This window comes from Alkalimonas delamerensis (assembly GCF_030717955.1).
GTDB classification, from domain to species: Bacteria; Pseudomonadota; Gammaproteobacteria; order Enterobacterales; family Alteromonadaceae; genus Alkalimonas; species Alkalimonas delamerensis.
Window position 1 is genome coordinate 143,980 of the sequence record NZ_JAUZVY010000006.1, and the last position, 24,243, is coordinate 168,222.

22 protein-coding genes are annotated in these 24,243 nt (G+C 54.7%); 9 read left to right on the plus strand and 13 right to left on the minus strand.

Annotation, left to right across the window (positions count from 1 at the left end; translation table 11 throughout):
• Positions 1 to 10 precede the first annotated feature (10 nt).
• Complete coding sequence (gene cysC / locus Q3O59_RS13770; protein WP_305946133.1) at positions 11 to 628, plus strand: adenylyl-sulfate kinase; 618 nt, start codon at positions 11 to 13, stop codon at positions 626 to 628.
• Between the two features lie 13 nt (positions 629 to 641).
• Positions 642 to 1,406 (plus strand): 3'(2'),5'-bisphosphate nucleotidase CysQ, encoded by a 765-nt coding sequence (gene cysQ / locus Q3O59_RS13775; protein WP_305946134.1) that lies wholly within the window; start codon positions 642 to 644, stop codon positions 1,404 to 1,406.
• Positions 1,407 to 1,427: 21 nt separating this feature from the next.
• Here cysQ and Q3O59_RS13780 read toward each other — a convergent pair whose 3' ends face one another.
• Complete coding sequence (locus Q3O59_RS13780; protein ID WP_305946135.1) at positions 1,428 to 2,069, minus strand: hypothetical protein; 642 nt, start codon at positions 2,067 to 2,069, stop codon at positions 1,428 to 1,430.
• A 125-nt stretch (positions 2,070 to 2,194) separates the two neighbouring features.
• Here Q3O59_RS13780 and rsuA point away from each other — a divergent pair, with 125 nt between their 5' ends.
• Together rsuA and Q3O59_RS13790 are read left to right on the plus strand one after the other, a co-directional pair.
• Positions 2,195 to 2,887, plus strand: coding sequence for a 16S rRNA pseudouridine(516) synthase RsuA (gene rsuA / locus Q3O59_RS13785; protein WP_305946136.1), 693 nt, complete (start codon positions 2,195 to 2,197; stop codon positions 2,885 to 2,887).
• A 66-nt stretch (positions 2,888 to 2,953) separates the two neighbouring features.
• Positions 2,954 to 3,199 carry a GlsB/YeaQ/YmgE family stress response membrane protein gene (locus Q3O59_RS13790; RefSeq protein ID WP_228592997.1) on the plus strand — a complete coding sequence of 82 codons (246 nt, stop codon included), beginning with the start codon at positions 2,954 to 2,956 and terminating at the stop codon, positions 3,197 to 3,199.
• 119 nt (positions 3,200 to 3,318) lie between these two features.
• Here Q3O59_RS13790 and Q3O59_RS13795 read toward each other — a convergent pair whose 3' ends face one another.
• From Q3O59_RS13795 to Q3O59_RS13810, 4 genes are all read right to left on the minus strand, one after another.
• Complete coding sequence (locus Q3O59_RS13795; protein WP_305946137.1) at positions 3,319 to 3,993, minus strand: DUF799 domain-containing protein; 675 nt, start codon at positions 3,991 to 3,993, stop codon at positions 3,319 to 3,321.
• Between the two features lies 1 nt (position 3,994).
• Positions 3,995 to 4,339, minus strand: coding sequence for a DUF4810 domain-containing protein (locus Q3O59_RS13800; RefSeq protein ID WP_305946138.1), 345 nt, complete (start codon positions 4,337 to 4,339; stop codon positions 3,995 to 3,997).
• A gap of 11 nt (positions 4,340 to 4,350) precedes the next feature.
• A complete protein-coding gene (locus Q3O59_RS13805; protein WP_305946261.1) occupies positions 4,351 to 4,983 on the minus strand; it encodes a CsgG/HfaB family protein in 633 nt (210 codons plus the stop codon).
• A gap of 255 nt (positions 4,984 to 5,238) precedes the next feature.
• Positions 5,239 to 5,517, minus strand: coding sequence for a DUF1289 domain-containing protein (locus Q3O59_RS13810; protein WP_305946139.1), 279 nt, complete (start codon positions 5,515 to 5,517; stop codon positions 5,239 to 5,241).
• Between the two features lie 401 nt (positions 5,518 to 5,918).
• Between Q3O59_RS13810 and ilvG the strand changes: the two genes are divergently transcribed.
• From ilvG to ilvA, 4 genes are all read left to right on the plus strand, one after another.
• A complete protein-coding gene (gene ilvG / locus Q3O59_RS13815) occupies positions 5,919 to 7,577 on the plus strand; it encodes an acetolactate synthase 2 catalytic subunit (RefSeq protein WP_305946140.1) in 1,659 nt (552 codons plus the stop codon).
• Positions 7,574 to 7,828: an acetolactate synthase 2 small subunit gene (gene ilvM, locus Q3O59_RS13820; protein WP_305946141.1), complete on the plus strand. Its 255-nt coding sequence runs from the start codon at positions 7,574 to 7,576 to the stop codon at positions 7,826 to 7,828. Before ilvG ends, ilvM begins: the two co-directional genes overlap by 4 nt.
• A 57-nt stretch (positions 7,829 to 7,885) precedes the next feature.
• A complete protein-coding gene (gene ilvD / locus Q3O59_RS13825; RefSeq protein WP_305946142.1) occupies positions 7,886 to 9,736 on the plus strand; it encodes a dihydroxy-acid dehydratase in 1,851 nt (616 codons plus the stop codon).
• A gap of 190 nt (positions 9,737 to 9,926) precedes the next feature.
• The gene (gene ilvA, locus Q3O59_RS13830) at positions 9,927 to 11,486 is read left to right on the plus strand and encodes a threonine ammonia-lyase, biosynthetic (RefSeq protein ID WP_305946143.1); all 1,560 of its coding nucleotides are present in this window, start codon (positions 9,927 to 9,929) and stop codon (positions 11,484 to 11,486) included.
• Between the two features lie 82 nt (positions 11,487 to 11,568).
• On the opposite strand, the gene Q3O59_RS13835 is transcribed toward ilvA, so the two are convergent.
• The 5 genes from Q3O59_RS13835 to Q3O59_RS13855 form a co-directional block, all read right to left on the minus strand.
• Positions 11,569 to 13,332: an alpha-amylase domain-containing protein gene (locus Q3O59_RS13835; protein WP_305946144.1), complete on the minus strand. Its 1,764-nt coding sequence runs from the start codon at positions 13,330 to 13,332 to the stop codon at positions 11,569 to 11,571.
• 309 nt (positions 13,333 to 13,641) lie between these two features.
• Positions 13,642 to 14,415 carry a substrate-binding periplasmic protein gene (locus Q3O59_RS13840; protein WP_305946145.1) on the minus strand — a complete coding sequence of 258 codons (774 nt, stop codon included), beginning with the start codon at positions 14,413 to 14,415 and terminating at the stop codon, positions 13,642 to 13,644.
• A 99-nt stretch (positions 14,416 to 14,514) separates the two neighbouring features.
• On the minus strand, positions 14,515 to 15,411 hold the full coding sequence (locus Q3O59_RS13845) for a DUF4097 family beta strand repeat-containing protein (RefSeq protein ID WP_305946146.1): 897 nt from the start codon (positions 15,409 to 15,411) through the stop codon (positions 14,515 to 14,517).
• A gap of 173 nt (positions 15,412 to 15,584) precedes the next feature.
• A complete protein-coding gene (locus Q3O59_RS13850) occupies positions 15,585 to 17,210 on the minus strand; it encodes a methyl-accepting chemotaxis protein (RefSeq protein ID WP_305946147.1) in 1,626 nt (541 codons plus the stop codon).
• Positions 17,211 to 17,345: 135 nt separating this feature from the next.
• Positions 17,346 to 17,603 (minus strand): hypothetical protein, encoded by a 258-nt coding sequence (locus tag Q3O59_RS13855; RefSeq protein ID WP_305946148.1) that lies wholly within the window; start codon positions 17,601 to 17,603, stop codon positions 17,346 to 17,348.
• Positions 17,604 to 17,771: 168 nt separating this feature from the next.
• On the opposite strand from Q3O59_RS13855, the gene Q3O59_RS13860 reads away from it, so the two are divergent.
• On the plus strand, positions 17,772 to 18,986 hold the full coding sequence (locus Q3O59_RS13860) for an NRAMP family divalent metal transporter (protein WP_305946149.1): 1,215 nt from the start codon (positions 17,772 to 17,774) through the stop codon (positions 18,984 to 18,986).
• A 6-nt stretch (positions 18,987 to 18,992) separates the two neighbouring features.
• On the opposite strand, the gene Q3O59_RS13865 is transcribed toward Q3O59_RS13860, so the two are convergent.
• The 3 genes from Q3O59_RS13865 to Q3O59_RS13875 form a co-directional block, all read right to left on the minus strand.
• A complete protein-coding gene (locus Q3O59_RS13865; protein ID WP_305946150.1) occupies positions 18,993 to 21,434 on the minus strand; it encodes a penicillin acylase family protein in 2,442 nt (813 codons plus the stop codon).
• 143 nt (positions 21,435 to 21,577) lie between these two features.
• Entirely contained in the window at positions 21,578 to 22,072 is a 495-nt protein-coding gene (gene ilvN, locus Q3O59_RS13870; protein WP_305946151.1) for an acetolactate synthase small subunit, read from the minus strand.
• A 2-nt stretch (positions 22,073 to 22,074) separates the two neighbouring features.
• Positions 22,075 to 23,814, minus strand: a complete 1,740-nt coding sequence (locus tag Q3O59_RS13875) for an acetolactate synthase 3 large subunit (protein WP_305946152.1) — start codon at positions 23,812 to 23,814, stop codon at positions 22,075 to 22,077.
• Positions 23,815 to 24,243 lie beyond the last annotated feature (429 nt).

Below are 24,243 nucleotides of genomic sequence, written 5' to 3' on the forward strand. Positions count from 1 at the left end.
CTGAACACAGATGACTGACAACATTGTATGGCAACAGCACCACACCAACCGCGCGCAGCGGGCCGAACTGTTCGGTCACCGCAGTGGCGTGATCTGGTTTACTGGCCTAAGCGGCTCAGGCAAATCCACCGTGGCCAATGCGCTGGAGCAGGCACTGGCCGCCCGGGGTTTTCACACCTACTTGCTCGATGGCGACAATGTGCGCCACGGCCTTTGTGCCGACCTGGGCTTTAGTGCCGAGGATCGCACCGAAAACCTGCGCCGGGTTGGCGCCGTCTCTGGCCTGATGGTCGATGCCGGCTTGCTGGTGTTAAGCGCCTTTATTTCACCCTACCGCAGTCAACGCGCTTTGGTGCGCAGCCTGGTACCGGAGCAGTCCTTTTTGGAGGTGTACATTGCCACGCCACTGGCGGTCTGTGAGCAGCGCGATGTCAAAGGCCTGTATCAAAAAGCCCGCAAAGGCGAAATCAGCCACTTTACCGGCATCTCCGACCCCTACGAAGCACCGGAAAACCCCGATCTGGTGATCGACACCTCCAGCACCGAGCTCAGCGACAGCATCGAGCAACTGTTGCAACTGTTGGCGGAGCGTGGTTGGATCAAAGCAGCAGACCGCACCGCCGTCTGATGGAATCAAATCGATGAAACTACTGCTGCAACAAATCATTCAGCTGGCTGAGCAGGCGGGCGATGCCATTTTAGAAGTCTATCAACGCGACAGCACTGCACAGGGCATTCAGGCCAAGCACGACGACTCGCCACTGACCGATGCCGACCTGGCCGCCCAGCAGGTCATCAGCCAAGGCTTGGCAAAGCTGACGCCAGATATTCCGGTGCTGTCGGAAGAAGCCGCCGCCACCCCCTGGCCCGAGCGCCAGCACTGGCAACGCTTCTGGTTGGTTGATCCCTTGGATGGCACCAAGGAATTTATTAAGCGCAATGGCGAGTTTACCGTCAATATTGCGCTGATCGAGCAGGGCAAGCCGGTGCTTGGCGTGGTGCATGCACCGGTGCTGGAAAAAACCTGGGCAGCACTGAAAGGTGAAGGCGCCCTGGTACAGCACCAGGGTGAGCAGTACCGCATTCATGTCAGCAAGCCAGCACCTGGCGAGGTTGTCAAAGTGGTTGGCAGTCGCAGCCACCCCAGCCCGGAGCTGGCAGGTTATCTTGCACAGTTCAAACAATATGAAATGGTGCCGGTCGGCAGTTCGCTAAAATTCTGCCTGGTGGCCGAAGGAGACGCACACCTTTACCCACGCTTTGGCCCTACGATGCTGTGGGACACCGGCGCCGGCCATATTGTGGCCGAAGAAGCCGGTGCCACTGTTGTCTTTGATGGCTTAGATGATGCACCTTATCATCGGGAACAACTGCTGAACCCTAATTTTCTGGTGTCCGCGCTTTAGCAGCTAAAGCGCGCCCAAACTCTAGAAGCTAAAGCGCGCCCCAAGGCGGCCCTGGGTGTAAGTGCCCCCCAGAAAGTCGCCGCGCTCAAACTCAGCCAAAAAGGACAGATTGCGGCTTAAAAAGTAATGCAAGCCGATGGCTTGGGTAAACTGGTTTTTATCCACAATACCCGGCTCATCCAAATACACATACCCCAAACGGCCATAAAGCTCGACATCAGGGGTGATCATACTGCGCAGCGTGCCTTCCACTTTTAAATAGTCGTACTTATCCTTTTCCAAAATCGTGACGTTGCCATCAACAATTTTTTCATCCAGCCGGAAACTGCCAAAGTAGCCAGCCAGATCCAGCACCGTATTAGGTGCTACCGGCGTGATCACCCCCAGGCCGATGGCGCGATTGTAGATACGATAATTGTCGTAGCCATCGGAAAAACGCACCGTATCTTCCACCCGACTGTACTCGCCAGCAACAAACAGATGCTGGTTAATTAAAAAGGAGCCTTTTAAGTCATAACCACTGAAGTCATTACGCTGCCCATCAAACTTATCTTCAAAGGATACAAAGCTTGCTTCAACAAAACGGTGGCCCGGCCAATCGCCGGCAGCTGCCGACAAGCTGAACGCGGTGACAACCGCTGATAACAACAAAGTGACACGCATAGCTCACACTCCTCATCATTGAACAGCTTTTAGCCTAGCGGCCTGGGCTTAATTGAAGCTGAACAAGCATTTTTCTTCCCAATTCATTACACTACACCGATGATTCTCTATCATGATAAAGATGTATGCGCCTGGATAAATTTATCAGCAATTGCACCGGCCTGACCCGCTCTCAGGCCACCAAAGTGATCCGTCAGGGGCGGGTCGGGGTCCATGGCGAGCCTTGCAAGCAAGGAGCCACCCAGCTCAAGGCGGACGCTGTCGTTACGCTGGATGACGAGCCGCTGGCACTGATTGGTCCCCGTTATCTGGTGCTGCACAAGCCGGCTGGCTATGTCTGCTCCAGCGATGATCCGGAGCATCCCACGGTGATGATGCTGCTGGATGAGCCGGCGCTGGAGTCACTCAATCCGGTGGGGCGACTGGATCTCGATACCACTGGCTTGCTGCTGATTACCGACGATGGCCAGTGGCTGCACCGCATCACCTCGCCCAAACACCATGTCGCCAAAACCTACCGGGTCTGGCTGGCCGATCCCATTCCAGCCGATGTGGCAGCACAGTTTGCCGAAGGCGTTTTGCTGCGCGGTGAAAAAGAGCCCACTCTGCCCGCCGAGCTGGAAGTCATCGCTGAGCGCGAAGCTCTGCTGACTATTCACGAAGGCCGTTACCATCAGGTGAAACGGATGTTTGCTGCTGTTGGCAACAAAGTGGTGCGGCTGCACCGCGAAAAAATCGGTGATTTTCAGCTGCCGGATGATTTAGCGGAGGGGGAGTATCGCTTGCTCACTGAGGATGAGCGGAAAAAAATAGCATAATCGTAGGCAATCGAAGCCAGCATCCGCTATGCTAAGTAGGTTTCTTAGCGTATTCAGGGAGATAGCATGAACTTTATAATTTTTTTATTGATTGGCGCCTTGGCAGGCTGGTTGGCCGGGCAATTGATGAAAGGCCGGGGATTTGGTCTGGTGGTTAATATTGTGGTCGGTGTGGTGGGCTCTTTTATTGGCGGTCTGGTGTTTTCTGCATTGGGGCTTGGGCCGACCAACCTACTTGGCACTTTGATTATGGCCACCATTGGTGCTGTGGTGCTGCTGTTTTTACTGAGTTTGATTAACAAAAAAGCTTAAGCGGCTTCTTTATCAAACGATCTGGTTTGTATATACAGCTACCTCAACAAGAAGTTAAGAGCCGATGTGAAAACACAGCGGCTCTTTGCAAACATACCCCATCTTGAAGCTTTATACCGTTAATTTTTCCGCTCACTTGGGGCGGGCTGGCCATATTTGGGAGAGCGAGGCCCATAGAGCAAGCCATTGTGTCCTTCGGCAAATAACAAACGGTTACTGCTCATGGCAGCAATATCAAAACCACGATCGGTGATGGTTTCGATAATTTGATTCATTGCGGCTTCGATCAGCATTCCCACCAAGCCACCACCACTGTTGCCACGGTTTTCGGCTGATGAGGCAGTTGCTTTGTCTTGCCACAAAACCGTGCCAGTCCGTAAATCCACCAAGGTGGCCGAAATGGCTACCACAGTGTCACTCGACAATACAGCGTAGCTGGTACCATATCGATCAATCGTTAGGTATAAACCGGTATCCGCGCCAAAGATTTCATGCACTCTCTCAAACGCAACAGCATGGATATCTGTAGCTTCAGTCAAGCCGTTATTGCGGAATGTTTGCTCAACTAGGGTGACCGGAAAAACGTAATAACCTGACTCAGCAATAGGCCCCGTGACTTGAGACATCAAGCTGTAGGGGGCAATTACTTCAACGCTATTGTTGATAGGTGGCAGCACCAAAACCGAGTGGGGATCGGCACTGCGAAAAGCGCTGTAATCATGGGCAGGCGGCATACTCACGCAGCCAGACAAAACCAAAACAGCACCCACAAGGGCGAACTTCAACCATTGCATCTCAGACTCCTTTCCGTGAGCTTAATAAAAAATCCAGGTATTGAGCGGACTCTGGAAATAGCGTTTTTTCATACTCAAAATGCTGCTGTCCCATTGCATCATCCCCTGACTCGAAGTAAAGCAATCCCAAGTGAGCATGCACGCCAGGAGCTACGGGCTTACCTTTTGATTCAGCCGTTTGAATGATGTTGTGCAGGGCTGCAATTTGTTCTTGAGGTGCCGCGCTATCCCCTTTGAAATAGGTATAAACCAGCTTGTTGTATTCACCATGGTAGTAGAGTGTATCGGTTGTCTTGCATGCCGATAGCAGCACAAGTACGCCGATTATTACTATCAATTTTTTCATACCAAATGTCCTTATTCAGCCTGCCACTGTCCCGATTCTAACCCTGCAACCAGCTTATTGACCACTTCACGAATAGCCAAGTCGAGAACTTTGCCATTCAAAGTTGCATCATAACTGGCCGTGCTACCAAAACCGATAACTTCGCGCTCAGATAAACTGTATTCGCCTGCACCCTGCACGGAATAAACGACTTCCGAAGTGGTCACATCCACCACGTTTAAAGTGACCTTTGAATAGGCAATTTGCGATTTACCCCGGCCCAGAATGCCGAAAAGCTGTCTGTCACCAATGGATTTTCGCCCAAACTCGGTCACATCACCCGTCACCACATAACGGGCACCTTTCAACGATTGCTGAACTCCCGTCAACTCTGCCTCGCCGGACAGCAACTGCATGTTGTCTCGGTCCATCACAGTAAAACGGTTCGTCTGTTGCAGATGGCTCATTAGCGAGGTTTTCGCCTGGTTGCCCAGTCGGTCAACACCATTTGAGAACAGGCCATTCTGAAAGCTTGAGCGGTTAACAAACTGCCCAACCACCAAATTGCTTTTTGTACCACTGTAGTGAGTGCCATAGCTGGCCACTCTGGGTGTCTCAATAACTTGCGATGACGTTGTGGCACAGCCTGCCATTACCGCCGCCATGATACCAACCACAAAAACCGCTCGAGCTGAGCGGAAGGTTCGATTGTTCACAATAACCCCTTAAATAATATATAAATCTTTGGTCACAGATACGGTTCGGACAGGAATTCTAATAAAATAAAAATCCTCATTGAACGAAATGATCCGTTCATACAAATTCTTATACAAGAATTAATGCAAAATAAGCAATAGGTAAATTGTAATTTTAATGCGATGGAAAAATTACAGGCTTAGTGACATATTCAAACGGCTTGCTCATGACTTTCGTTGTGGGTTAGCAAAGAGATCGGATGCCAGAGCCTCCTCTACTTGCTGAGTCTTGTTATCTTGTTGCGAATGCATACTGATTTGCTGCCGTCGTTTTTTCCGCTGTGCCAGCAACTTTAAAATTCGAGCTTTTTCCGCTACCGGCTTTTGTGGCCAGTTAAAGCGTTCTTCGCGAGAGCGCAGGCAGCCTTTGCAATAACCGCGGTTATCGCTTTCGCAGACCCCAATGCAGGGGTTGGGCAAATCAAACAGCTCTAACTGATCCATCCGGGCTCGCTGGCAATGGCCGATAACTGCAGTGTACTCCGCCAGACAGAAGCTGTGCAAATCGCTCTAAAGCGGCTTTTTTGCGATAAATTGCCTGTCAACAGAAAAAATCGTTGACTTCAGACTGATAGACGGCTATTTATATAAGCAACTGGCGTGGTTTTTCACCACAGCCCCAATTAACCGTTAGAGTTAGTGAAGAATTACAAAATGCGTTTAGCAACCGTTCTGAACATTATTGTCCTCGTAGTCGTGGTGATTATTAGTCGCTGCGGGGGCTTGCGTTTGGAATTTACCAGCTAAATAACCAGATTCCAGAAAACCCCCGCTCCGCAAGGACCGGGGGTTTTTTCGTTTCCGGGCCTTAAAAAAGCGGGCTGAATAAGTCCAGAGGAACAACGATGAAAGGCGCAGATTTGGTCATGAAGGTGTTGCAGCAACACGGGGTAGACAGCATCTTCGGCTACCCCGGTGGGGCCATCATGCCGATTTACGATGCCATCTACCAAAGCCCAATTAAGCACTATTTGTGTCGGCATGAGCAAGGTGGTGCTTTCTCGGCCATAGGCTATGCCCGCAGCTCCGGCAAGGTGGGTGTCTGTCTGGCGACTTCGGGCCCTGGCGCGACCAATCTAATCACCTCGCTGGCCGATGCCTTGCTGGACTCGGTGCCGCTGGTAGCGATCACCGGTCAGGTAGCACAGGGCGTGATGGGTACCGATGCCTTCCAGGAAATTGATGTGCTGGGGCTGAGCCTGCCGGTCACCAAACACAGCTTTTTGGTGGAGCACATCGATGCACTGGAAGACACCCTGCACCAGGCCTTTGCCCTGGCGCAAAGTGGCCGCCCCGGCCCGGTACTGGTGGACATTCCAAAAAACATTCAGCTGGCCGACGTTGGCAGTGCATTGAAACCGGTCGCCGCACCCACCGCCAGCACAGTTGCCAATCTGCCCACTGAGCAGCTGCAACGGGCCAGAACGCTGATCGCTGCGGCGAAAAAACCGATGGCTTACATCGGCGGTGGCGTGCACATGGCCGGAGCCATCGCTGAATTGCAGCAGTTTTTAACCAAAAGCACCATGCCATCGGTCACCACCTTAAAAGCCATGGGCTCGGTGGCTAAGGACAACCCCTATTATCTGGGCATGCTGGGCATGCATGGCACTCAAGCGGCTAATCTGGCGGTGCAGCAATGCGATTTGCTGATCTGTCTGGGGGCCCGCTTTGATGATCGGGTCACCGGCAAGCTGGACAGCTTTGCCCCAGATGCCAAGGTGATCCAGCTGGATATCGACCCGGCCGAAATCAACAAGCTGCGCCAACCCGATTGCGCCATGCTGGGCCCAATGCAGCAATTGCTGCCTGCGATGACGGTCGCGACCCAGTGCCAACCCTGGTTGGAGCACTGCCTGGCGCTGAAGCAGCAGCACGGCTGGCGCTACGATCATCCGGGCGAGCGGATTTATGCGCCGCTGATGTTAAAGCAGCTCAGCGACCGCCTGCCGGATAACAGCGTGGTCTGTTGCGATGTCGGCCAGCATCAGATGTGGGTGGCGCAGCACATGCGCTTTAATCACCCACGCAATCATTTAAGCAGTGGTGGTTTGGGTACCATGGGTTTTGGCCTGCCGGCCGCCATCGGTGCCAAGCTGGCCCGGCCAGAAGATACAGTGCTGGCCGTCAGTGGCGATGGCTCCTTTATGATGAATGTGCAGGAGCTGGGCACCATCAAACGTTTTCGGCTGCCGGTCAAGATCGTAATCATCGACAATCAACGCCTTGGCATGGTGAAGCAATGGCAGCAGCTGTTCTTCAACGAGCGCTACAGCGAAACCGATTTATCGGACAATCCCGATTTTGTCGCCTTGGCCGCCGCTTTTGCGATACCGGGCCACACCATCAGCCGCAAAGACGAAGTGGCCGATGCCATAGAGGCCATGCTGACCTGGCCCGGCCCTTATTTGCTGCATGTACGGATTGATGAGCAAGACAACGTCTGGCCCCTGGTACCACCAGGAGCCGCTAATGAAGACATGTTAACGGAGAGACCGCAATGAACCATGTACTGACCATCCAAACCAAAAACCAGACGGTAGTGCTGGAGCGTGTGCTGCAAGTCACCCGTTACCGCGGCTTTCAGTTAACCGGCCTGGAGATGAAACCACAAAGCAGCCAGGCCGGTTTGCTGCTGACCTTGTCGATTGCCAGTGACAAGCCAATCCATCTGCTGACCAGCCAACTGAATAAGCTGGTCGATGTCGAACAACTGGAGCTGCACAGCGAGCAACTGGCGTCGCTGCGGGCCTGATTTCAACTTGTTTGCTAATGTTAACGATGCCCAGCGGCATCAGGGAGTATCCACGCAATGCCAAAATTACGATCCGCCACCGTCACCGAAGGCAGAAACATGGCCGGAGCCAGAGCGCTGTGGCGTGCCACCGGCGTCAAAGACACCGACTTCGGCAAGCCCATTATCGCGGTGGTGAATTCATTTTGTGAGTTTGTACCCGGTCATGTGCATCTGCGCGATTTAGGCAAGCTGGTCGCTGCCAGCATCAATGAGGCCGGCGGCATCGCCAAAGAGTTCAATACCATAGCGGTGGACGATGGCATTGCCATGGGCCATGGCGGCATGCTGTACAGTTTGCCATCGCGCGAGCTGATTGCTGATTCGGTCGAGTACATGGTCAATGCCCACTGCGCCGATGCCATGGTGTGCATCTCCAACTGCGATAAAATCACCCCCGGCATGCTGATGGCTGCCATGCGGCTGAATGTGCCGGTGATCTTTGTGTCCGGCGGCCCAATGGAAGCCGGCAAAACCAAGTTGTCGGATCAAATCATCAAGCTCGATCTGGTCGATGCCATGGTATCGGCGGCCGATCCCAAGGTCAGCGACAGCGACAGCGAAGCAATCGAGCGCAGCGCCTGTCCAACCTGCGGCTCATGCTCCGGCATGTTTACCGCCAACTCGATGAACTGCCTGGTCGAAGCGCTGGGCTTGGGCCAGCCCGGCAATGGTTCCCTATTGGCCACCCATGCCGATCGCAAAGAGCTGTTTGTTCAAGCCGGTTACCGCATTATGGAGCTGTGCAACCGCTGGTACCGAAACGACGATGCCGGCGCTTTGCCTCGCAGCATTGCCAGCAAGGCTGCCTTTGAAAATGCCATGATGCTGGATATCGCCATGGGCGGCTCCACCAACACCGTACTGCATTTGCTGGCCGCAGCGCTGGAAGGCGAGGTGGATTTCAGCATGGCCGATATTGACCGGTTATCGCGGATAGTGCCGCACCTGTGCAAGGTCGCACCCTCGACCCAGAAATACCATATGGAAGACGTGCATCGCGCCGGGGGCGTGATGGGCATTCTGGCCGAGCTAAACCGCGCCGGTTTGCTGGACCCAAGCACCGGCCATGTTTGTGGTGGCAGCATGGGTGAGGTGCTGGCCAAGTGGGACATCAAAACCAGCCAGCACGAACAGGTGAAGCAATTCTACATGGCCGGCCCGGCCGGCATCCGCACCACCCAGGCTTTTTCACAGAATTGCCGTTACCCCAGCCTGGATGATGACCGCGAACAAGGCTGCATTCGCAGCAAAGAGCACGCCTATTCACAAGATGGTGGCCTGGCGGTACTGAGCGGCAATCTGGCACCCAATGGCTGCATTGTGAAAACTGCCGGGGTGGATGAAGAATGTCTGGTATTCAATGGCCGGGCGCGGATCTTTGAAAGTCAGGACGACGCCGTTGCCGCCATTCTGGCTGGCAAGGTCGTGGCCGGTGATGCGGTGATTATTCGCTACGAAGGCCCGAAAGGCGGGCCTGGCATGCAGGAAATGCTGTACCCGACCAGTTATCTGAAGTCGATGGGGCTGGGCAAGTCCTGCGCGCTGATCACCGATGGCCGTTTTTCCGGTGGCACCTCCGGCTTGTCCATTGGCCACGTCTCGCCAGAGGCCGCCAGTGGTGGTGCCATAGCCCTGGTTCAGGAAGGCGATCGGATTGAGATTGATATTCCGGGTCGCAAAATTGCCATTGCCATCAGCGATGACGAACTGGCTGAGCGCCGCGCCACGATGGAAGCCAAAGGTGCTAAGGCCTGGAAACCGCTGGATCGGCAGCGCGTGGTCAGCAATGCGCTGAAAGCCTACGCCATGCTGGCCAGCAGCGCCGATAAGGGCGCGGTGCGGGATTTGTCGAAACTGGAAGGCTAGTACGCAGCATAGCGGAGACAGGCAGCAACACGCGGGGACGGGGTAAATACTTCCCTGTACCCTCTTGTCCGGCATCCATGCCGTACAGGCCCCGCTTAGTTGCTCCCTGTCTCCGCTCGAGACATGGATGCAGCGGCTAGAAAAAACAGGTCAAAAAGTAGTTAGCAGTTATTAAGTCAACGGAGTAGCAATGAATAACCTGGCAACAGCACAACCCGCCCCGACAGATACCGATGTGATGCAGCAGTATCTGCGCGAGATTTTGCTGTCGCCGGTGTATCAGGCGGCGGTGGAAACCCCGACCCAGCCGATGGCCAAGCTAAGCCAGCGGCTGGGGCAACAGGTGTGGCTTAAGCGCGAAGACAAGCAACCAGTGTATTCCTTTAAACTGCGTGGTGCCTTTCACAAGCTGCACAAAGTGAAGCAGCACAGCCCGGACGCAAGGGTAGTCTGTGCCTCGGCCGGTAATCATGCACAGGGGGTGGCGCTGTCGGCCAGCAAGCTGGGCCTGCAGGCCACCATCGTGATGCCAATCACCACGCCGGAAATCAAAGTGGCGGCGGTCAAAGCATTAGGCGGTAAGGTGGTGCAACACGGCACCGGCTTTGATGAGGCCAACCGCTTTGCCATGGAGCTGGCCGAAACCGAAGGGGCCTGCTACATTCCACCGTTTGACGATCCCGATGTCATTGCTGGTCAGGGCACGGTCGCGAAAGAACTGCTGACTCAGCACAATCAGCTGGATGCAGTCTTTATTCCGGTCGGTGGCGGTGGTTTACTGGCCGGCATGGCGGTCTACATCAAGGCGGTATTACCGCATGTGAAAGTGATCGGAGTCGAGCCGGACGATGCCAACTGTTTGCAGGCCGCGCTAAAAGCCGGTGCTCCGGTGACGCTGGAGCGGGTTGGTCTTTTTGCCGATGGGGTAGCGGTCAAGCGCATTGGCAGCGAAAACTTCAAACTGGCGCAGCAGTATTGCGATGCTGTTATTACTGTCAGCAGCGATGAAATCTGCGCCGCCATCAAGGACATCTTTGATGACTTGCGGGCAGTGGCCGAACCAGCCGGTGCGCTGGCACTGGCGGGGTTAAAGAAATACAGCCAGCAGGCCGGTACCGCGCCCAATCAGCAACTGGCGGCGGTGTTAAGCGGCGCCAACCTGAACTTTGATACCCTGCGCTATGTCTCGGAGCGCTGCGAGCTGGGCGAGAAAAAAGAAGCCGTGCTGGCTGTGACCATCCCGGAGCAGACCGGCAGCTTCCGCCGCTTTTGCCAGACTTTGGGCGGGCGGGCCATCACCGAGTTTAACTACCGCTACGCCAGCGATCACAAAGCCCATATTTTTGTCGGCATCAAATTACGGCATGGAGTGCAAGAGCTGAATGCCGTGAAGCAAGCTCTTAGCGAGGCAGGTTACGACTTTCTGGATTTATCCGATGACGAGCTGGCGAAATTGCATGTCCGCCATATGGTCGGCGGCCTGCCACCGCGACCGCTGACCGAGCAGGTGTATCAGTTCAGCTTCCCGGAATACCCGGGCGCGTTGATGAATTTCCTGAATACGCTGGGCGAGCACCAAAACATCACGCTCTTTCACTACCGCAACCACGGCGCCGCCACCGGCGATGTGCTGGCAGGCTTTGAAGTAGCGGAACACTATGACATCGCCGAGCATTTAAACACCCTGGGCTATGAATACCGTTTGGTCAGTGATAATCAGAGTTACCGGACTTTTTTAACGGCAGGGTAAGAGCACAAAAGCACAACCTGCCTCCCAAGAAAAGGGCGTAATTCAAAAGATTACGCCCTTGTTGTTTTACCCACCTGTGCTATCAAAAGCCACCATTAAAGCTAGGGTGCAGATTGTTCTGATTGTGGTTGCTGCCACTTTCCCAGTCCTGACCACTGCCACCGGTTGGGCCTTTACGGGTTTTCCATTCAAAGTTGCCCGGATCCGGGATGGTCACTTCCCACACATTACCGGATGTCCAGGTGCCTTCAACACCGCCGCCCCAATTGGTCAGCTCCGCACTGCTGCCGGTGAAGAACAGTGAAAAGCCATAGCCAACATCCTTGGTCATCCGCAGGGTAATGGTTCCCGGCTGAGTGCCACCAATGGATTGTGGTACCCAGACTGACCAACCGGTACTTTCCGTCATATTGACCGGGAAGCTGCCATAGCCCTGCGCATTGGTGGTTACGGTGCCACTGACATTGCCGGTGTAATCGTAAAAGGTGGTATTCGGCTGGTGGCTGTTGATGGTGAACGACTGCTGACCACCCCAGTTACGACCCGACATCAGCATCACCAAACCGGTGCCCGGCACAGTACTTAGCCCCTCGCGCACATAGGCATAGACGGCTTCAGTATTGCCGGAGTACTCATGGCCAGGGCCATAGGCAAAGTAACGGCGCGCTTCAATCAGTTTATCCAGCGTTGGCGCCATGCCAAATTCGTCGTAATCGCGGGCAAACACGGTCGGCACCCCATGCTCACGCAACAGAATGTAAGCGTAGGCCTGGTTCTTGTAGTTGATCACCTGCGGCATGCCATAAGGGTTGCCGGCCCGGCTGGTATCGTGGTTATCGACAAAGGTGACCGCCCGATCACGGTGCTGGCTATTGACCAGACCACCCCACCAGCGCATGTCTTTGCTGCCACTGCTTAAAGCAACAAAGTCTTCGCGCAAATTGAAATCAAAAGCGCGCAAATGCGGCGTATTGACGGCATCCAGATAGCCGTTGATATCGCTGACCCAGGCTTCAGCGACAAAGAACACATCCTCACTGGTGGCCCACTGCACGTGATTGATCCAGTCACGGGTAAAATCGGTATCGACATGGGCGATGGCATCCATCCGAAAGCCGCTAAAGCCAACGCTGTTGATGATCCACTCCCCCCAGGCTTTCATTTCCTGCTGCACTTCAAAGCGGTTGTAATCGACATCCTCGCCCATCAAATAAGGGAAGTGGAAGGTATTGCCCCACCATTTACCAGGATACAACTGATTGTCGGAGCCATTAAACGCGGTCCAGTTCCAGTCAAAGTCGTGCCACAAATAGCCCCAGTTTTGCTGGGTATAATGCACCTGCCGACCCTGCAGCTGGTACTCGGTCCAGGCCAGTCCATAGCCAGGAATGTATTCCTGGGCATCGGCGCCCATGCGGTGGTTAAAGACCACATCAAAATAGGCCTGAACACCCAGTTGATCCAGAGCACTCAGCGCCTGGTCCAGCTGCTGGCGGGTGCCGTAACGGGTGGCGATGGTCCCTTTTTGGTAGAATTCGCCCAGATCCCAGAAGTCATAGACATCGTAGCCAACGCTGTTGGTGCCATTCATGCCTTTTGCCGCCGGCGGCAGCCACATGGAGGTGATCCCCCGTTCAGCCAATGGTTCCGCCATGGCTGGCAGATCGGCCCAAAGTCCGGGATAGGCATCCCAGTAGAACATCTGATACATGGTATTGTTGACCTGCTCTGCCGGGATCTGCGGCAATGAATTGGCTTGCAGGCTACAGGATAGTGAGAAGGCGCCAAGGGCGACCAGACTTTGGCGAAGGCAATGCGCCAGGAAGGATTTCTTGTTTGTTTGCATTGGAGCACCTGAAAATAATCGGTGTATTTTCGGCCTGTAGTTGTATTGGTGCGGCATCATGCCCTGCCGTCCTACGACTTTGTCCTTGCTGCTACCCCCTGCGTCTCCAGACGCGATCATCCATACCGAACAGACCACCCAGCTCTGCGAGGTCATGCCTGCAGAGCCATTCTGTTATGGCCAAGTTGGTGCAGGTAAACAAGATGAATACGTATGCAGCCTCAAATTAACCTGTCATTTGCACCAAAATCGGGAAAGTTTGGCTGTCCGCAGGCCGCCTAAGGACAGAGCCCAATCAAAGGTGGCTGGTTATGGAGAGGTGTCGAAATAGCGCTGTTTCAGCTCGGCCAAAGTGCCATCATCGACCAGCTGCTGCCAGGCAGCTTCCAGCTGCGCCAGCTGTGACGGATCAAACTGAGCTTTGCTGACCAGCAGATAAACCGGGTTTTCGTGCAGGGTAAAAAGTGCGATAAAATCGTGCGGGTCCAGCACCTGCTGCTGATACAGCTGCTGCAAAGTCAGGCTGTCTTCGAAAGTCAGCTGAACCCGGCCACGCAGCAAGAGCTCCAGTTTTTGCTGACTGGTGCTGACGTAAGCCAGCCGCTGCTGCAAGGCTGGGTTTTGCTCGACCTCGCGCGCAAAATCCGAGCCATAATAGACCCCTTGCATCAGGCTGATCTGCCCGGGGACCTGAGTCAATTGCCTTAAATCCGTAACCTTGCCTTGCAGTGCTACCGGGCCCACCACCAGGGTGCGCTCCATGCTCACCGGACCTATGAAATGGGCAAAGGCTGCTCGCTCTTCATTCCAGGAGGCATTGCTCATCATGCTCAGCTCGCCTTCTGCCAGCATCTGCAGGGCTCTTCCCCAGGGGATTTCGAGCAGCTCGGCCTGGCAATCCAGTCGTCGTGCTAAGGCGTGGTACAGCTCGGCATTAAAGCCTTGCCAACGCACCTCACCCTGCTCTGTTTCCTGCTTGATAAAACGGGGCGGAAAATGCTGAGCTTGCATTTGCAGCAAACAGGCTTGCAGCTGCAAAGGCAGCAAACCACAGCACAACAAAACCCAGCGCAGCAATGGCATGGCAATTCTCAAGCAGGAACGGTTTTTGAGTATGGATAATAGCCCGATAAAATGCCAGAGCCTTCAGCACAACGACCGACGGCTCTGCACTCATGGGCACTACGGCAAACGTACCTGACCCTGAACGCCCTGATGCCGCACCGAGCCACTGCCTTTGCGATCCAGGCTGAGATCGCCACCAATGCGCTCTGCCCGAATACTGCCGGAGCCGATGGAGCCAAAGGCTGCATTGCCACGCACATCGCTGACCCGGGCCGAGCCGGAGCTGATGCGATCCACCCGAACAGAGCCCTGCACATCACTGACCCGGAGCTGACCAGAGCTCAGACTGTTCAGTGTTACATCACCCGCTGCGCGTTCAATACTGAGCTGGCCTGAACTGACGCTGCTGGCCTGCACGGCGCCCACCTGACGCAATGTCACCTGACCAGACGACAGTGCATTCAGCTGAACCGGACCGGCATCGCTCAGAGTCAGTTGACCGCTGGAGACGGTACTGCTGACAGGACCAGCAACCTGAGTGGCCCGAACCCGGCCCGAGCTCAGCACCAAATCCAAGCCGGCGATATTGTCTATCGTGGCCGAGCCAGAGCTCAGCGTCAGATCAAGCAGCATGGCTGCCGGCACCTGCACCGTCAAATCGAACCAGCCGTAGTTACCACCCCGCCGAAAGAGGCCTGAACTAAATTGATTGGAGCGCCGCTCTGGCAACAGCTGCAGCCGGATCGAATTCCCTTGCTGACGGCTTTCCAGCTTCAATTCATCCAAGCGTTTTTGCGATGACGCGCAAAGCCTGGCATGCACCTGCACTTCCTGGTTCGCTCCACCAGTAAGAGTCAGCTGATCGGACGCCAGCACCAACTGCAAACGCTGAACATCCGCCAGCGTCAACTGCTGCTCTGAGCTGTATGCACAGCGCTCTGAAGCCTGCGCCACATTGGAGCCAAGCGCCAAAGCAGAGCTCAGTGCCAATATGGCGATTGTTGCTTTCCACATAACTAAATCCTCGTGTTGGTAGTGAAGTCTATCCTGCCACTTACCAAAGGCAAAATTCAGGCCAAAGTAAAAATCCCTTAAAAATAATGGGCTTACTAATTTAAAAAAACAGGGCTGCCAATTAAAATGCGCAAACCCACCAAAAAATGGTGGATTTGCACACCCAAAAATAATCAGGCTACTTTAAAGTTCGCCACCAGGCCATTCAACTCTTCAGCAACCCGGGCCAGTTCCTGACTTGAAGCACTGGTTTCATTGGCACCGGCAGCGGTTTGTGTCGACAAATCCTGAATGGTGGTCAAGTTGGAGTCGACTTCTTTCGATACCATGGATTGCTGCTCAACGGCAGCAGCAATGGCGGCATTCTGCTGATTAATATTGTCGATTACCTCCGTCACCTGCTGGATGGCTTCCTCCGTTTCCGAAGCCGCCTGCATTGTGCTCGTTGCATACTCATTGCTTTGCGTGATGGCCGTTACCGTGCTGTTGGTTTCTTGCTGCACCGCATCGATCATGGCTTCAATTTGCTTGGTCGAGTCCTGAGTCCGGTGAGCCAGGGCTCTGACCTCATCGGCGACCACCGCAAAACCCCGGCCGCTTTCGCCTGCCCGGGCTGCCTCAATGGCAGCATTGAGCGCCAATAAATTGGTTTGCTCGGCAATGGCGCGGATGACATCCAGCAAAGAGCCAATATCCTGCACCCGGCTCGCCAGGGACTCGACGCCACTCAGGCTGTTTTCAATGCCTGAAACCAGCGTATTCAGTGTCTGCATGGTTTGCTGCACTTTTTGCTGCCCCTGCTTACTGGCAACTTCGGCCGCATCGGACTCTTGAGAGGTCTCGGCAGCACTTTGCGCTACATTATCGATGGCGGCGGTCAGTTCATTGACCGCAGTCGCCGCCTGCTCCAACTCACTGCTTTGCGTATGCAAGTTGGCGGTGGACTGTTCGGTTACCACACTCAGCTCTTCCGAGGTTGCTGCTAGCTGGCTGGCCGATTGTGCAATGTGACGCAAGTTCTCCTTTAAACTTTGCTGCATATTCAGCAACGCCTGCAACATGGCTGCCGGCTCGTCCTTTCCTTCCACCTCAAAGCTTTGGGTGAGATCGTTCTGAGCGATGGTTTCGGCCAGCTGCACCGCCTGCTGCATCGGTGCCGTGACACTACGGGTGTACAACCAGGCAAAAAGGCCGCTTAGCAGCAAGACTATTACCAGACCAAGCCCTAACAGCAGTTGTGCCTGATCGGAGACTCGCTCAACCTCGTGCTCTGTCGCTGCCGCATTGGCCAGAATACGATCAACCAGAGTGTCGATGGCAGCCATTAAATCATCCGCCTGCTCGCGTAAACCATCGGTCTGCAGCTGCCGCGCCTCAGCAGCACGACCGGCTTGCACATGCTGCACCAGCTGCTGAAAGCTGTTCTGGTAGCGCTCAAATTGCTGATCTGCGGTCCTAAGCGCCCCTTGCGCCTGGTTATCTGGCAGCAAAGACGCCAAACGCTGACTGTCTCGCTGATAATGCTGGGTCAAGGTCTCTGCTTCTGCGATCAAGTCCCGCAGCTCAGCAGCGTCCTCCGCGGTGCGAATACGATGCGACTGAATCACCAGGGCCATCAGGTCCCGGCGTAAATTGCCTGCTTCATTGGCCGCCTGAAAGTCGACTGCCACCAATTGTTCAGTGTATCCCTCAACCCGCTCCATCTGCATAATGGCATTGATTCCCAATAGCAGTGTCAAAGCGGCAACCAGGCCAAATGCCAAAGCTGAGCGCAGGCCCAATTTAATTGAACGTATCATAACGACTCCCGACCAGTTTTTTGTAACTCTAGACGCACCAACATGGGTGCAAGACATTGTAGTGAGGTAGCTATACAACTATAGACAGCGGAACTGGAATGCGCCAACCTCAGGTTGACGCGAACAAAGAATGGGTTATACCAGCCAGGGGGTATCGGGCAGCAGCGCCAGGTGCTGGCAATAACGGGTCAGATTGAATGACTCTTTGCGCTCAATCACCGCTTCCATCTCAGGCGCCAGGGCGCAGGCAATCAGCTCAATGGCTTGCTCCCGGCTATGCCCGGTCAGCTGCAGCCGCATCAGGGTTTCAGTGGTTTCTTTCGGGTAACGATCGGCCAATTGATTTTCAATCACTTCGAACAACAGGCTTTGATCAAGCTGAGCATCGTCCATCGCGGGATCCTAGATTCGATTGAGTGACCTTAGTATGACGGATCCGACAGTCCTTGTCAGGCCAGAAAGATTGGAAAATGCCACTGACGTACAGCCCGGTATACTGCTAAGATGTTTTCTTTAAAATCAGATTACTGCTGCGCTATGCTCTTGACACTCAAACACAAAATGTCGGCTCTCGGCCCCGGCTTGCTGATGGCCACCGCTGCGATTGGTGGCTCGCATCTGGTGGCTTCCACCCAGGCTGGCGCACTCTTTGGCTGGCAGTTATTGGGGCTGATTTTGCTGGTCAATCTGCTGAAATACCCCTTTTTTCGCTTTGGTGTGCAGTACACTCTGGAGCAGGGCGAAAGCTTGCTGCAAGGCTATCAGCGCAAAGGCCGCGGTTACTTTTACAGCTTTATCGTGCTGAATCTGATAGCGGCTGTGGTCAATACCGCAGGCGTTTTGCTGCTCACTGCCAGTTTGCTGCACTATGCATTGCCCTGGTCCGTCTCAGTAACCTTGCTCTGCTGGCTGATTCTGGCTGTTTGTTTGCTGATTTTATTGCTGGGACATTACCGGGCGCTGGATAAAGTCGCCAAGCTGATTATGGTCTTGCTGACGCTTGGCACCATCACGGCAGCCGTCATCGCCGCGCTGAATGGTGCCATGGCACCCGCCGATTTTCAGGGACCAAGCCCCTGGCAACTGGCGATGCTGGGTTTTTTAGTGGCGCTGATGGGTTGGATGCCAGCCCCGATAGAAATATCGGCCATTAACTCCTTGTGGCTCACAGCCAAGCAGCGGCAGCAGCCAATCAGCCGGGAACAAGGGCTGTTTGATTTTAACCTTGGTTACTGGCTGACGGCTGCGCTGGCATTGGTGTTTGTATCCTTGGGGGCCTTGGTGCAATACGGCAGCGATCAGCCCATTGCGCTGGCGGGGGCGGCCTTTGCTCAGCAATTGATTGGGATGTATGGCAGTACCATCGGGGATTGGGCCAGGCCTTTGGTGGCAGCGGTTGCATTTTTGTGCATGTTTGGCACCACCATTACGGTATTGGATGGCTATGCCCGCACCCTGAATGAATCTTTTACTTTGCTTGGTTGGCATCCGCGTGGCCAAAGGCGTAGCTACCAGGGCTGGCTGTTGGCGCAAGCGCTGGCCGGGATGGCGGTTGTGCTGTTCTTTCGCTCAGCACTTGGCCCCATGCTCACCTTTGCCATGACGCTGGCCTTTTTAACCACCCCAGTCTTTGCCTGGCTGAATTACCGGCTGATGCGCCGCCACAGCAGCCAGCCACTGCCGGCGCTGCTGGTGTGGTGGAGCCGGCTCGGCCTCTTGTATCTGCTTGGCTTCGCGCTGCTGTTTTTGTTGTGGTACAGCAAGTTGCTGGGCTAACCCCTGCTATTGCGTATCTTGCTGCGGCAAGGTAAGCAGCAGTTGCTTTACCTGATTGGCGGCAATGTCCTCAGCCCGAAACAGCACCGGCCGCCATTGCAGCTGGCTAAATGCCTGGGTTTGATCATCAAAGTGCACCGACTCAGGGTCGTGTGACTGGCTGTAGGCCAGCAGCATCTTGGCTTGAGGGCCTTGCTCAGTAAACTGCAATGCCAGCACATAGCTACTACCGTAGTTGGTGCGGTAACCGTATGCACCGTCCTCCAATTGCATCATAGGCGAACGATCTGGCCGGGCTTGACCGGTGACGATGGTGACCAGGCGCGAGGTGCTGCGTGATTGTGCCACCCCTTCCACCATATTAAAGACGCCTTCATACGAATAGCCGCCATGCATCGAAATCGGCTGCTGACCGCTGGCCTTCACCAAGTGTTGTACATCGGCAAGTGCCGCCTGCGGGTTGATGTTGGCTTGTTGCAAGCGCAGCTGCGCTGAGGCCAGTGCCAGTAAAACCGGGTCCTGCTCGGCGGGCTCTACCGCCGGCGCCAGCCCGGCTGGCGTCTCTACCGGCTGCGCAGGATCAAAGGGTACCGCAAACAAGGTATCGGCCAATTTCCGATGGCCAGGTACCCGAAACTCAGCTAAAAACTCACGCATTATGAGCGCTCCCTGACTGGTTAGCTGATACTGGCCATCCCATTGTGCCAGTGCCTGGCAAGCGGGCGTCAAATCCACCGCCTCTTCCAATTGCAGCACAGGGGCGGCCTGACAACGTTGCAACAACGGTTGATGCAACGTCTGGCCAAAGAGGGAACCATTGTGATCCAGCAACTGCTGCAAAGCCGTCAGATCAAACTGGCCATCGTTGCCACTGACCAAAGGGCTTGTCAGTAAGAGGGCGTTGTAACGGGTCCGCGGGCTGCGAATGCTTTGCTCTGGTCCGTACACCAGGCTGTAACCTTCCAGCCGCTCCGTGAGATGGCTAAGCCAGTGGCTGCTGTTGGCATTAAACACATAATCGTTACGTGTCAGCTTCGGTGCTTCCGACAGAGGTACCAGGCCAGGAGTGCGGGTCTCACCGCTGTCATCCCAGGCAAACACAGGGTTATTGCCAGGCAACAACAAACTACCGGCACCATCTTGCCACAAAACCGAAAGTGGCGGCTCATTGATTGCCTGACGCATCACCTGCTCTGCTTCCGGGCGTAAACGCGGTACCTGAGAAGCATCAACGTAACTGGCGGTGCCTTCACGGCTGGCCAGCAGGGTATTGACCCAAGGGATGCCCTGGTGCTCCGCCAAGGCATCAAAGAATTCAGCGGTAGTAGTGGCTTTATTCAGCGCCAGCCACTGCTGCAGCATCCGGCTGTTGCCAAGGTTGGCGTCTTTAATCGCCACCGCACTTTGGCTGGTCCAGCCCAGGCTGGGATCCAGACTGGCTAAATTGACCAAAGGACCAAAGTGACTGTGGTACAGGGTGTGCTCATGACTGACCAGGCTGCCATCGGCTTGCAGAATCTCAACGGAAACCTGTTGTGGCGTGATGTCCCGGTACTCGTCGCCATAACGGTAGCGCATCGGGTTGCCGGGCTCCAACTCCAGTTGATACAGGGTAAAACGCTTGCCCTGCGACACTGTGTGAGTCCAGCCAAGCTGCTGGTTAAAACCAATCAAAACCGCCGGCATGCCAATCATGCTGGCACCGATTACATCCAGGGTGCCGGGAATGGTCAGGTGTTGCTCGAAGAAGCGCAGCTCCCCGTCCCAGGGAAAGTGCGGATTGGCTAGCAAACTGGCTTTGGCACCAGCACTGCGCTCAGCCCCCAATGCCCAGCCGTTGCTGCCAAGGCCATTGGCACTAAACAGCTGCGATGGATTCAGGGCCAGCTCAATCCCTGCATCACTTGCCGGTGGCTGGGCAGCGGCCATGGCAGTTAAAAAGTTACGGCTGCTGGCAAGCAGGGCCAGATCCATGTGATAAGCCAACAGCTCAACCTCCGAAATTGGCTGCACCCAGTCGGCACCCCGACAAGGACTGGGATAGGCTGCCGGAGTGTCAAACTCACTCAAACGTTGATTAAAGCCTGCAACATAACCGCTCAGAGCAGCCCGGGCATCTTCCGGCAAATCCGCTAACCGCTCCGCCGCCATCTCTGGCAAATTCAGTCCACGGTAACCCACATCCATCAGCACAAAGTGTTGATTGGGACCCGGTCCAAAATAACGTGCCTGCTGGCCTTGTAATTTCAAAACCTGCTCAGACAAGGTGCATAGATTCTCAGCAGCCTGACTGTAGCCAACACCATAGCCCAAACCACGATAACTGCTGGCTTCAATATGGGGCACACCATAGGCAGTGTAGGTAATCTGTACTTGCTCAGCGGGGTCTTTGCTGCTGTTGCAAGCGGTTAATACCAGGGCAGCAATAGGCAGAAGTTGTCTAATCATAGCATTGATGCAACCAAAAAATAATCGATGGCATCATCATAGACTATTTATTTAAAAATATCATGAAACAATGTTACAAGCAGTTAATTAAAGGCCGGGGATCACATCTATCCTGCCGGCCCAACGAAACCACACCCGACCAGTTAAAGCGCCAGTGTCTTCTCACCCCTGGCAATGCCGGAAACACCGGAGCGCACTACCTCGATAATGCTGGCCCCTTTCAATGCCTCGATAAAGGCATCCAGCTTGTCAGAAGTACCGACCACCTGAATGGTGTAGGTTTTAGCGGTGACATCGATGATCTGGCCGCGGAAGATATCGGCGCAGCGTTTGACTTCATCGCGATGCTCGCCTGAAGTGGCTTTAACCTTAATCAGCATCAGCTCGCGCTCGACATGGGCGCTTTCGCTTAAATCCTGCAGCTTCACCACCTCGATCAGCTTGTGCAGTTGCTTGGTAATTTGCTCAATAACCTGATCGTTGCCATGGGTCACCAGCGTCAGCCGCGACATGGTGGCATCCTCGGTCGGTGCTACCGTCAACGAGTCGATGTTGTAACCCCGCTGCGCAAACAGGCCCACCACCCGCGCCAATGAGCCCGGCTCGTTTTCCAGCAAAACAGAAATAATATGTCGCATGATTAAGTCCTCTTTGTTTTGCTTAAGAACATCTCATTGATGGCTCCACCGGGAACCTGCATGGGATACACATGCTCCTTTGGATCGACATGAATGTCTAAAAACACCAGTTGATCCTTGCTGGCAAAGGCGCGCTCCAGCGCCGGCTGCAGCTCTTCCGGTTTGGTGACCCGAATGCCGACATGACCGTAAGCTTCAGCCAGTTTGACAAAGTCCGGCAACGAGTCCATGTACGAGCTGGCATAGCGCGACTCGTAGTTCATGTCCTGCCACTGCTTCACCATCCCAAGGTAACCGTTGTTAAGGTTGATGATTTTCACACCGAGGCCGTACTGCTTGCAGGTGGACAGCTCCTGAATGTTCATCTGAATCGAGCCTTCGCCGGTGACACAGACCACATCGGCATCGGGGTAATTCAGCTTCACGCCCATCGCGGCTGGCAAGCCAAAGCCCATGGTGCCAAGGCCCCCCGAGTTGATCCAACGGTTTGGTTTGTTGAACTGATAATACTGAGCGGCAAACATCTGGTGCTGCCCTACATCGCTGGTGACATAGGCTTCGCCTTTGGTAATGCGGCTGACCGCCTCAATCACCGCCTGAGGCTTTAACACTGGCGTATCGTTGTCGTAACGACCGCCATGCACAGCGCGCCACTCATCAATCTGCTGCCACCAGGTCGCCAGCGCAGGCGCGTCCGGCTGGGCTTTCTTTTGCTCCAACTGTGCCAGCATGGCTGCCAGCACCGGTTTTACCAGACCAACAATCGGAATATGGGCATTGATGGTTTTGGAAATGCTGGCCGGATCGATATCGATATGGATGATGGTGGCATCCGGGCAGAATTTTTTGGTGTTGTTGGTGACCCGATCATCAAAACGGGCACCAACCGCCAAAATCACATCGGCATGGTGCATGGTCATGTTGGCTTCGTAGCTGCCGTGCATGCCCAGCATGCCCACGAACTGCCGATCGGCGGCCGGGTAAGCGCCCAGGCCCATCAGGGTATTGGTCACCGGGTAGTTCAGCTTGCGCGCCAGCTCCGTCAGTTCTTCGGCTGCTTGGCCCATGATGACCCCGCCGCCAGCATAAATGACTGGCCGCTTGGCTTTTAATAACGCAGTGACCGCTTTTTTGATTTGCCCCGGATGACCAGCGGCGGTCGGGTTGTAAGAACGCAGCTTAATCGACTCCGGATACTGGTATGGGTAGCGCTCGTTGGGCATGGTCATGTCTTTCGGAATATCCAGCACCACAGGGCCTGGCCGGCCACTTTGCGCGATGTAAAAGGCTTTTTTGATCAGGTAGGGGATATCTTCCGGCCGTCGTACCGACATGTTGTGTTTTACAATGGGGCGGGAAATGCCCAGCATGTCGGTTTCCTGAAAAGCATCTTCACCAATCAGGTGACTCATCACCTGACCGGTCAGCACCACCATCGGGATCGAATCCATGTAGGCAGTAGCAATGCCGGTCACCGCATTGGTGGCACCAGGGCCAGAGGTGACCAGTACCACGCCGGCTTTGCCACTGGCACGGGCGTACGCATCGGCCATATGGGTCGCGGCCTGTTCGTGGCGCACCAGCACATGCTTGACTTTGCTTTGCTGAAACAGCGCATCGTAAATATGCAGGACAGCGCCACCCGGGTAGCCATACAGGTACTCTACCCCTTCATCGGCCAGGGCACGGATTACCATGGCGGCGCCAGACAGCATCTCAGGTTTGGTATTCTGGCTTGTCATCGCTTCATTCTCTTTTGGTTCTGTGTAATGCAAAGCAAAACGACCTGCATGCAGCAGGCGATTGAGTCTAACCTTGCCTGTGGCGGCAAAGTTGTTATTGAACGTGGCTGGTTGGAGGTGCCGCTTCGTTGGCGGCTGCGGCTGCTTGTATTGTTTTAAGCCGTCTGTATTACCCTATGGATTTCGAAATGCACGTAGGCGGCAAGCCTGTGAATCCCCATGAGCTTAGCTGTACTAAGTGATTGGGGTGAACAGGCGCAGCCAACACCCGTGCATTTTGAAAGACGACGGGTATGGCTTTAATGTACGTGATCACTGGCCCGATGTCGATGCCTTTTGCTGGTTTTTTCCAGCAATTGCGGCAGGCTCTGACCTTGTAAAATGCAGGTCTTGTCCTCATAGTAAAGTCATTGCCTGTTACCAAGGAAC

Bases quoted from the DNA above. Each gene is read 5' to 3' on its own strand.
- Q3O59_RS13800 (WP_305946138.1), bottom strand. From the start codon at position 4,339: ATGAAAAAATTGATAGTAATAATCGGCGTACTTGTGCTGCTATCGGCA.
- Q3O59_RS13835 (WP_305946144.1), bottom strand. From the start codon at position 13,332: ATGCAAACAAACAAGAAATCCTTCCTGGCGCATTGCCTTCGCCAAAGT.
- Q3O59_RS13875 (WP_305946152.1), bottom strand. From the start codon at position 23,814: ATGACAAGCCAGAATACCAAACCTGAGATGCTGTCTGGCGCCGCCATG.
- ilvM (WP_305946141.1), top strand. From the start codon at position 7,574: ATGAACCATGTACTGACCATCCAAACCAAAAACCAGACGGTAGTGCTG.
- Q3O59_RS13855 (WP_305946148.1), bottom strand. From the start codon at position 17,603: ATGGACGATGCTCAGCTTGATCAAAGCCTGTTGTTCGAAGTGATTGAA.
- Q3O59_RS13860 (WP_305946149.1), top strand. From the start codon at position 17,772: ATGTCGGCTCTCGGCCCCGGCTTGCTGATGGCCACCGCTGCGATTGGT.
- rsuA (WP_305946136.1), top strand. From the start codon at position 2,195: ATGCGCCTGGATAAATTTATCAGCAATTGCACCGGCCTGACCCGCTCT.
- ilvD (WP_305946142.1), top strand. From the start codon at position 7,886: ATGCCAAAATTACGATCCGCCACCGTCACCGAAGGCAGAAACATGGCC.
- Q3O59_RS13805 (WP_305946261.1), bottom strand. From the start codon at position 4,983: ATGGCGGCGGTAATGGCAGGCTGTGCCACAACGTCATCGCAAGTTATT.
- Q3O59_RS13845 (WP_305946146.1), bottom strand. From the start codon at position 15,411: ATGTGGAAAGCAACAATCGCCATATTGGCACTGAGCTCTGCTTTGGCG.
- Q3O59_RS13790 (WP_228592997.1), top strand. From the start codon at position 2,954: ATGAACTTTATAATTTTTTTATTGATTGGCGCCTTGGCAGGCTGGTTG.
- Q3O59_RS13780 (WP_305946135.1), bottom strand. From the start codon at position 2,069: ATGCGTGTCACTTTGTTGTTATCAGCGGTTGTCACCGCGTTCAGCTTG.
- cysC (WP_305946133.1), top strand. From the start codon at position 11: ATGACTGACAACATTGTATGGCAACAGCACCACACCAACCGCGCGCAG.
- ilvG (WP_305946140.1), top strand. From the start codon at position 5,919: ATGAAAGGCGCAGATTTGGTCATGAAGGTGTTGCAGCAACACGGGGTA.
- Q3O59_RS13795 (WP_305946137.1), bottom strand. From the start codon at position 3,993: ATGCAATGGTTGAAGTTCGCCCTTGTGGGTGCTGTTTTGGTTTTGTCT.
- Q3O59_RS13865 (WP_305946150.1), bottom strand. From the start codon at position 21,434: ATGATTAGACAACTTCTGCCTATTGCTGCCCTGGTATTAACCGCTTGC.
- ilvN (WP_305946151.1), bottom strand. From the start codon at position 22,072: ATGCGACATATTATTTCTGTTTTGCTGGAAAACGAGCCGGGCTCATTG.
- cysQ (WP_305946134.1), top strand. From the start codon at position 642: ATGAAACTACTGCTGCAACAAATCATTCAGCTGGCTGAGCAGGCGGGC.
- Q3O59_RS13850 (WP_305946147.1), bottom strand. From the start codon at position 17,210: ATGATACGTTCAATTAAATTGGGCCTGCGCTCAGCTTTGGCATTTGGC.
- ilvA (WP_305946143.1), top strand. From the start codon at position 9,927: ATGAATAACCTGGCAACAGCACAACCCGCCCCGACAGATACCGATGTG.
- Q3O59_RS13810 (WP_305946139.1), bottom strand. From the start codon at position 5,517: ATGGATCAGTTAGAGCTGTTTGATTTGCCCAACCCCTGCATTGGGGTC.
- Q3O59_RS13840 (WP_305946145.1), bottom strand. From the start codon at position 14,415: ATGCCATTGCTGCGCTGGGTTTTGTTGTGCTGTGGTTTGCTGCCTTTG.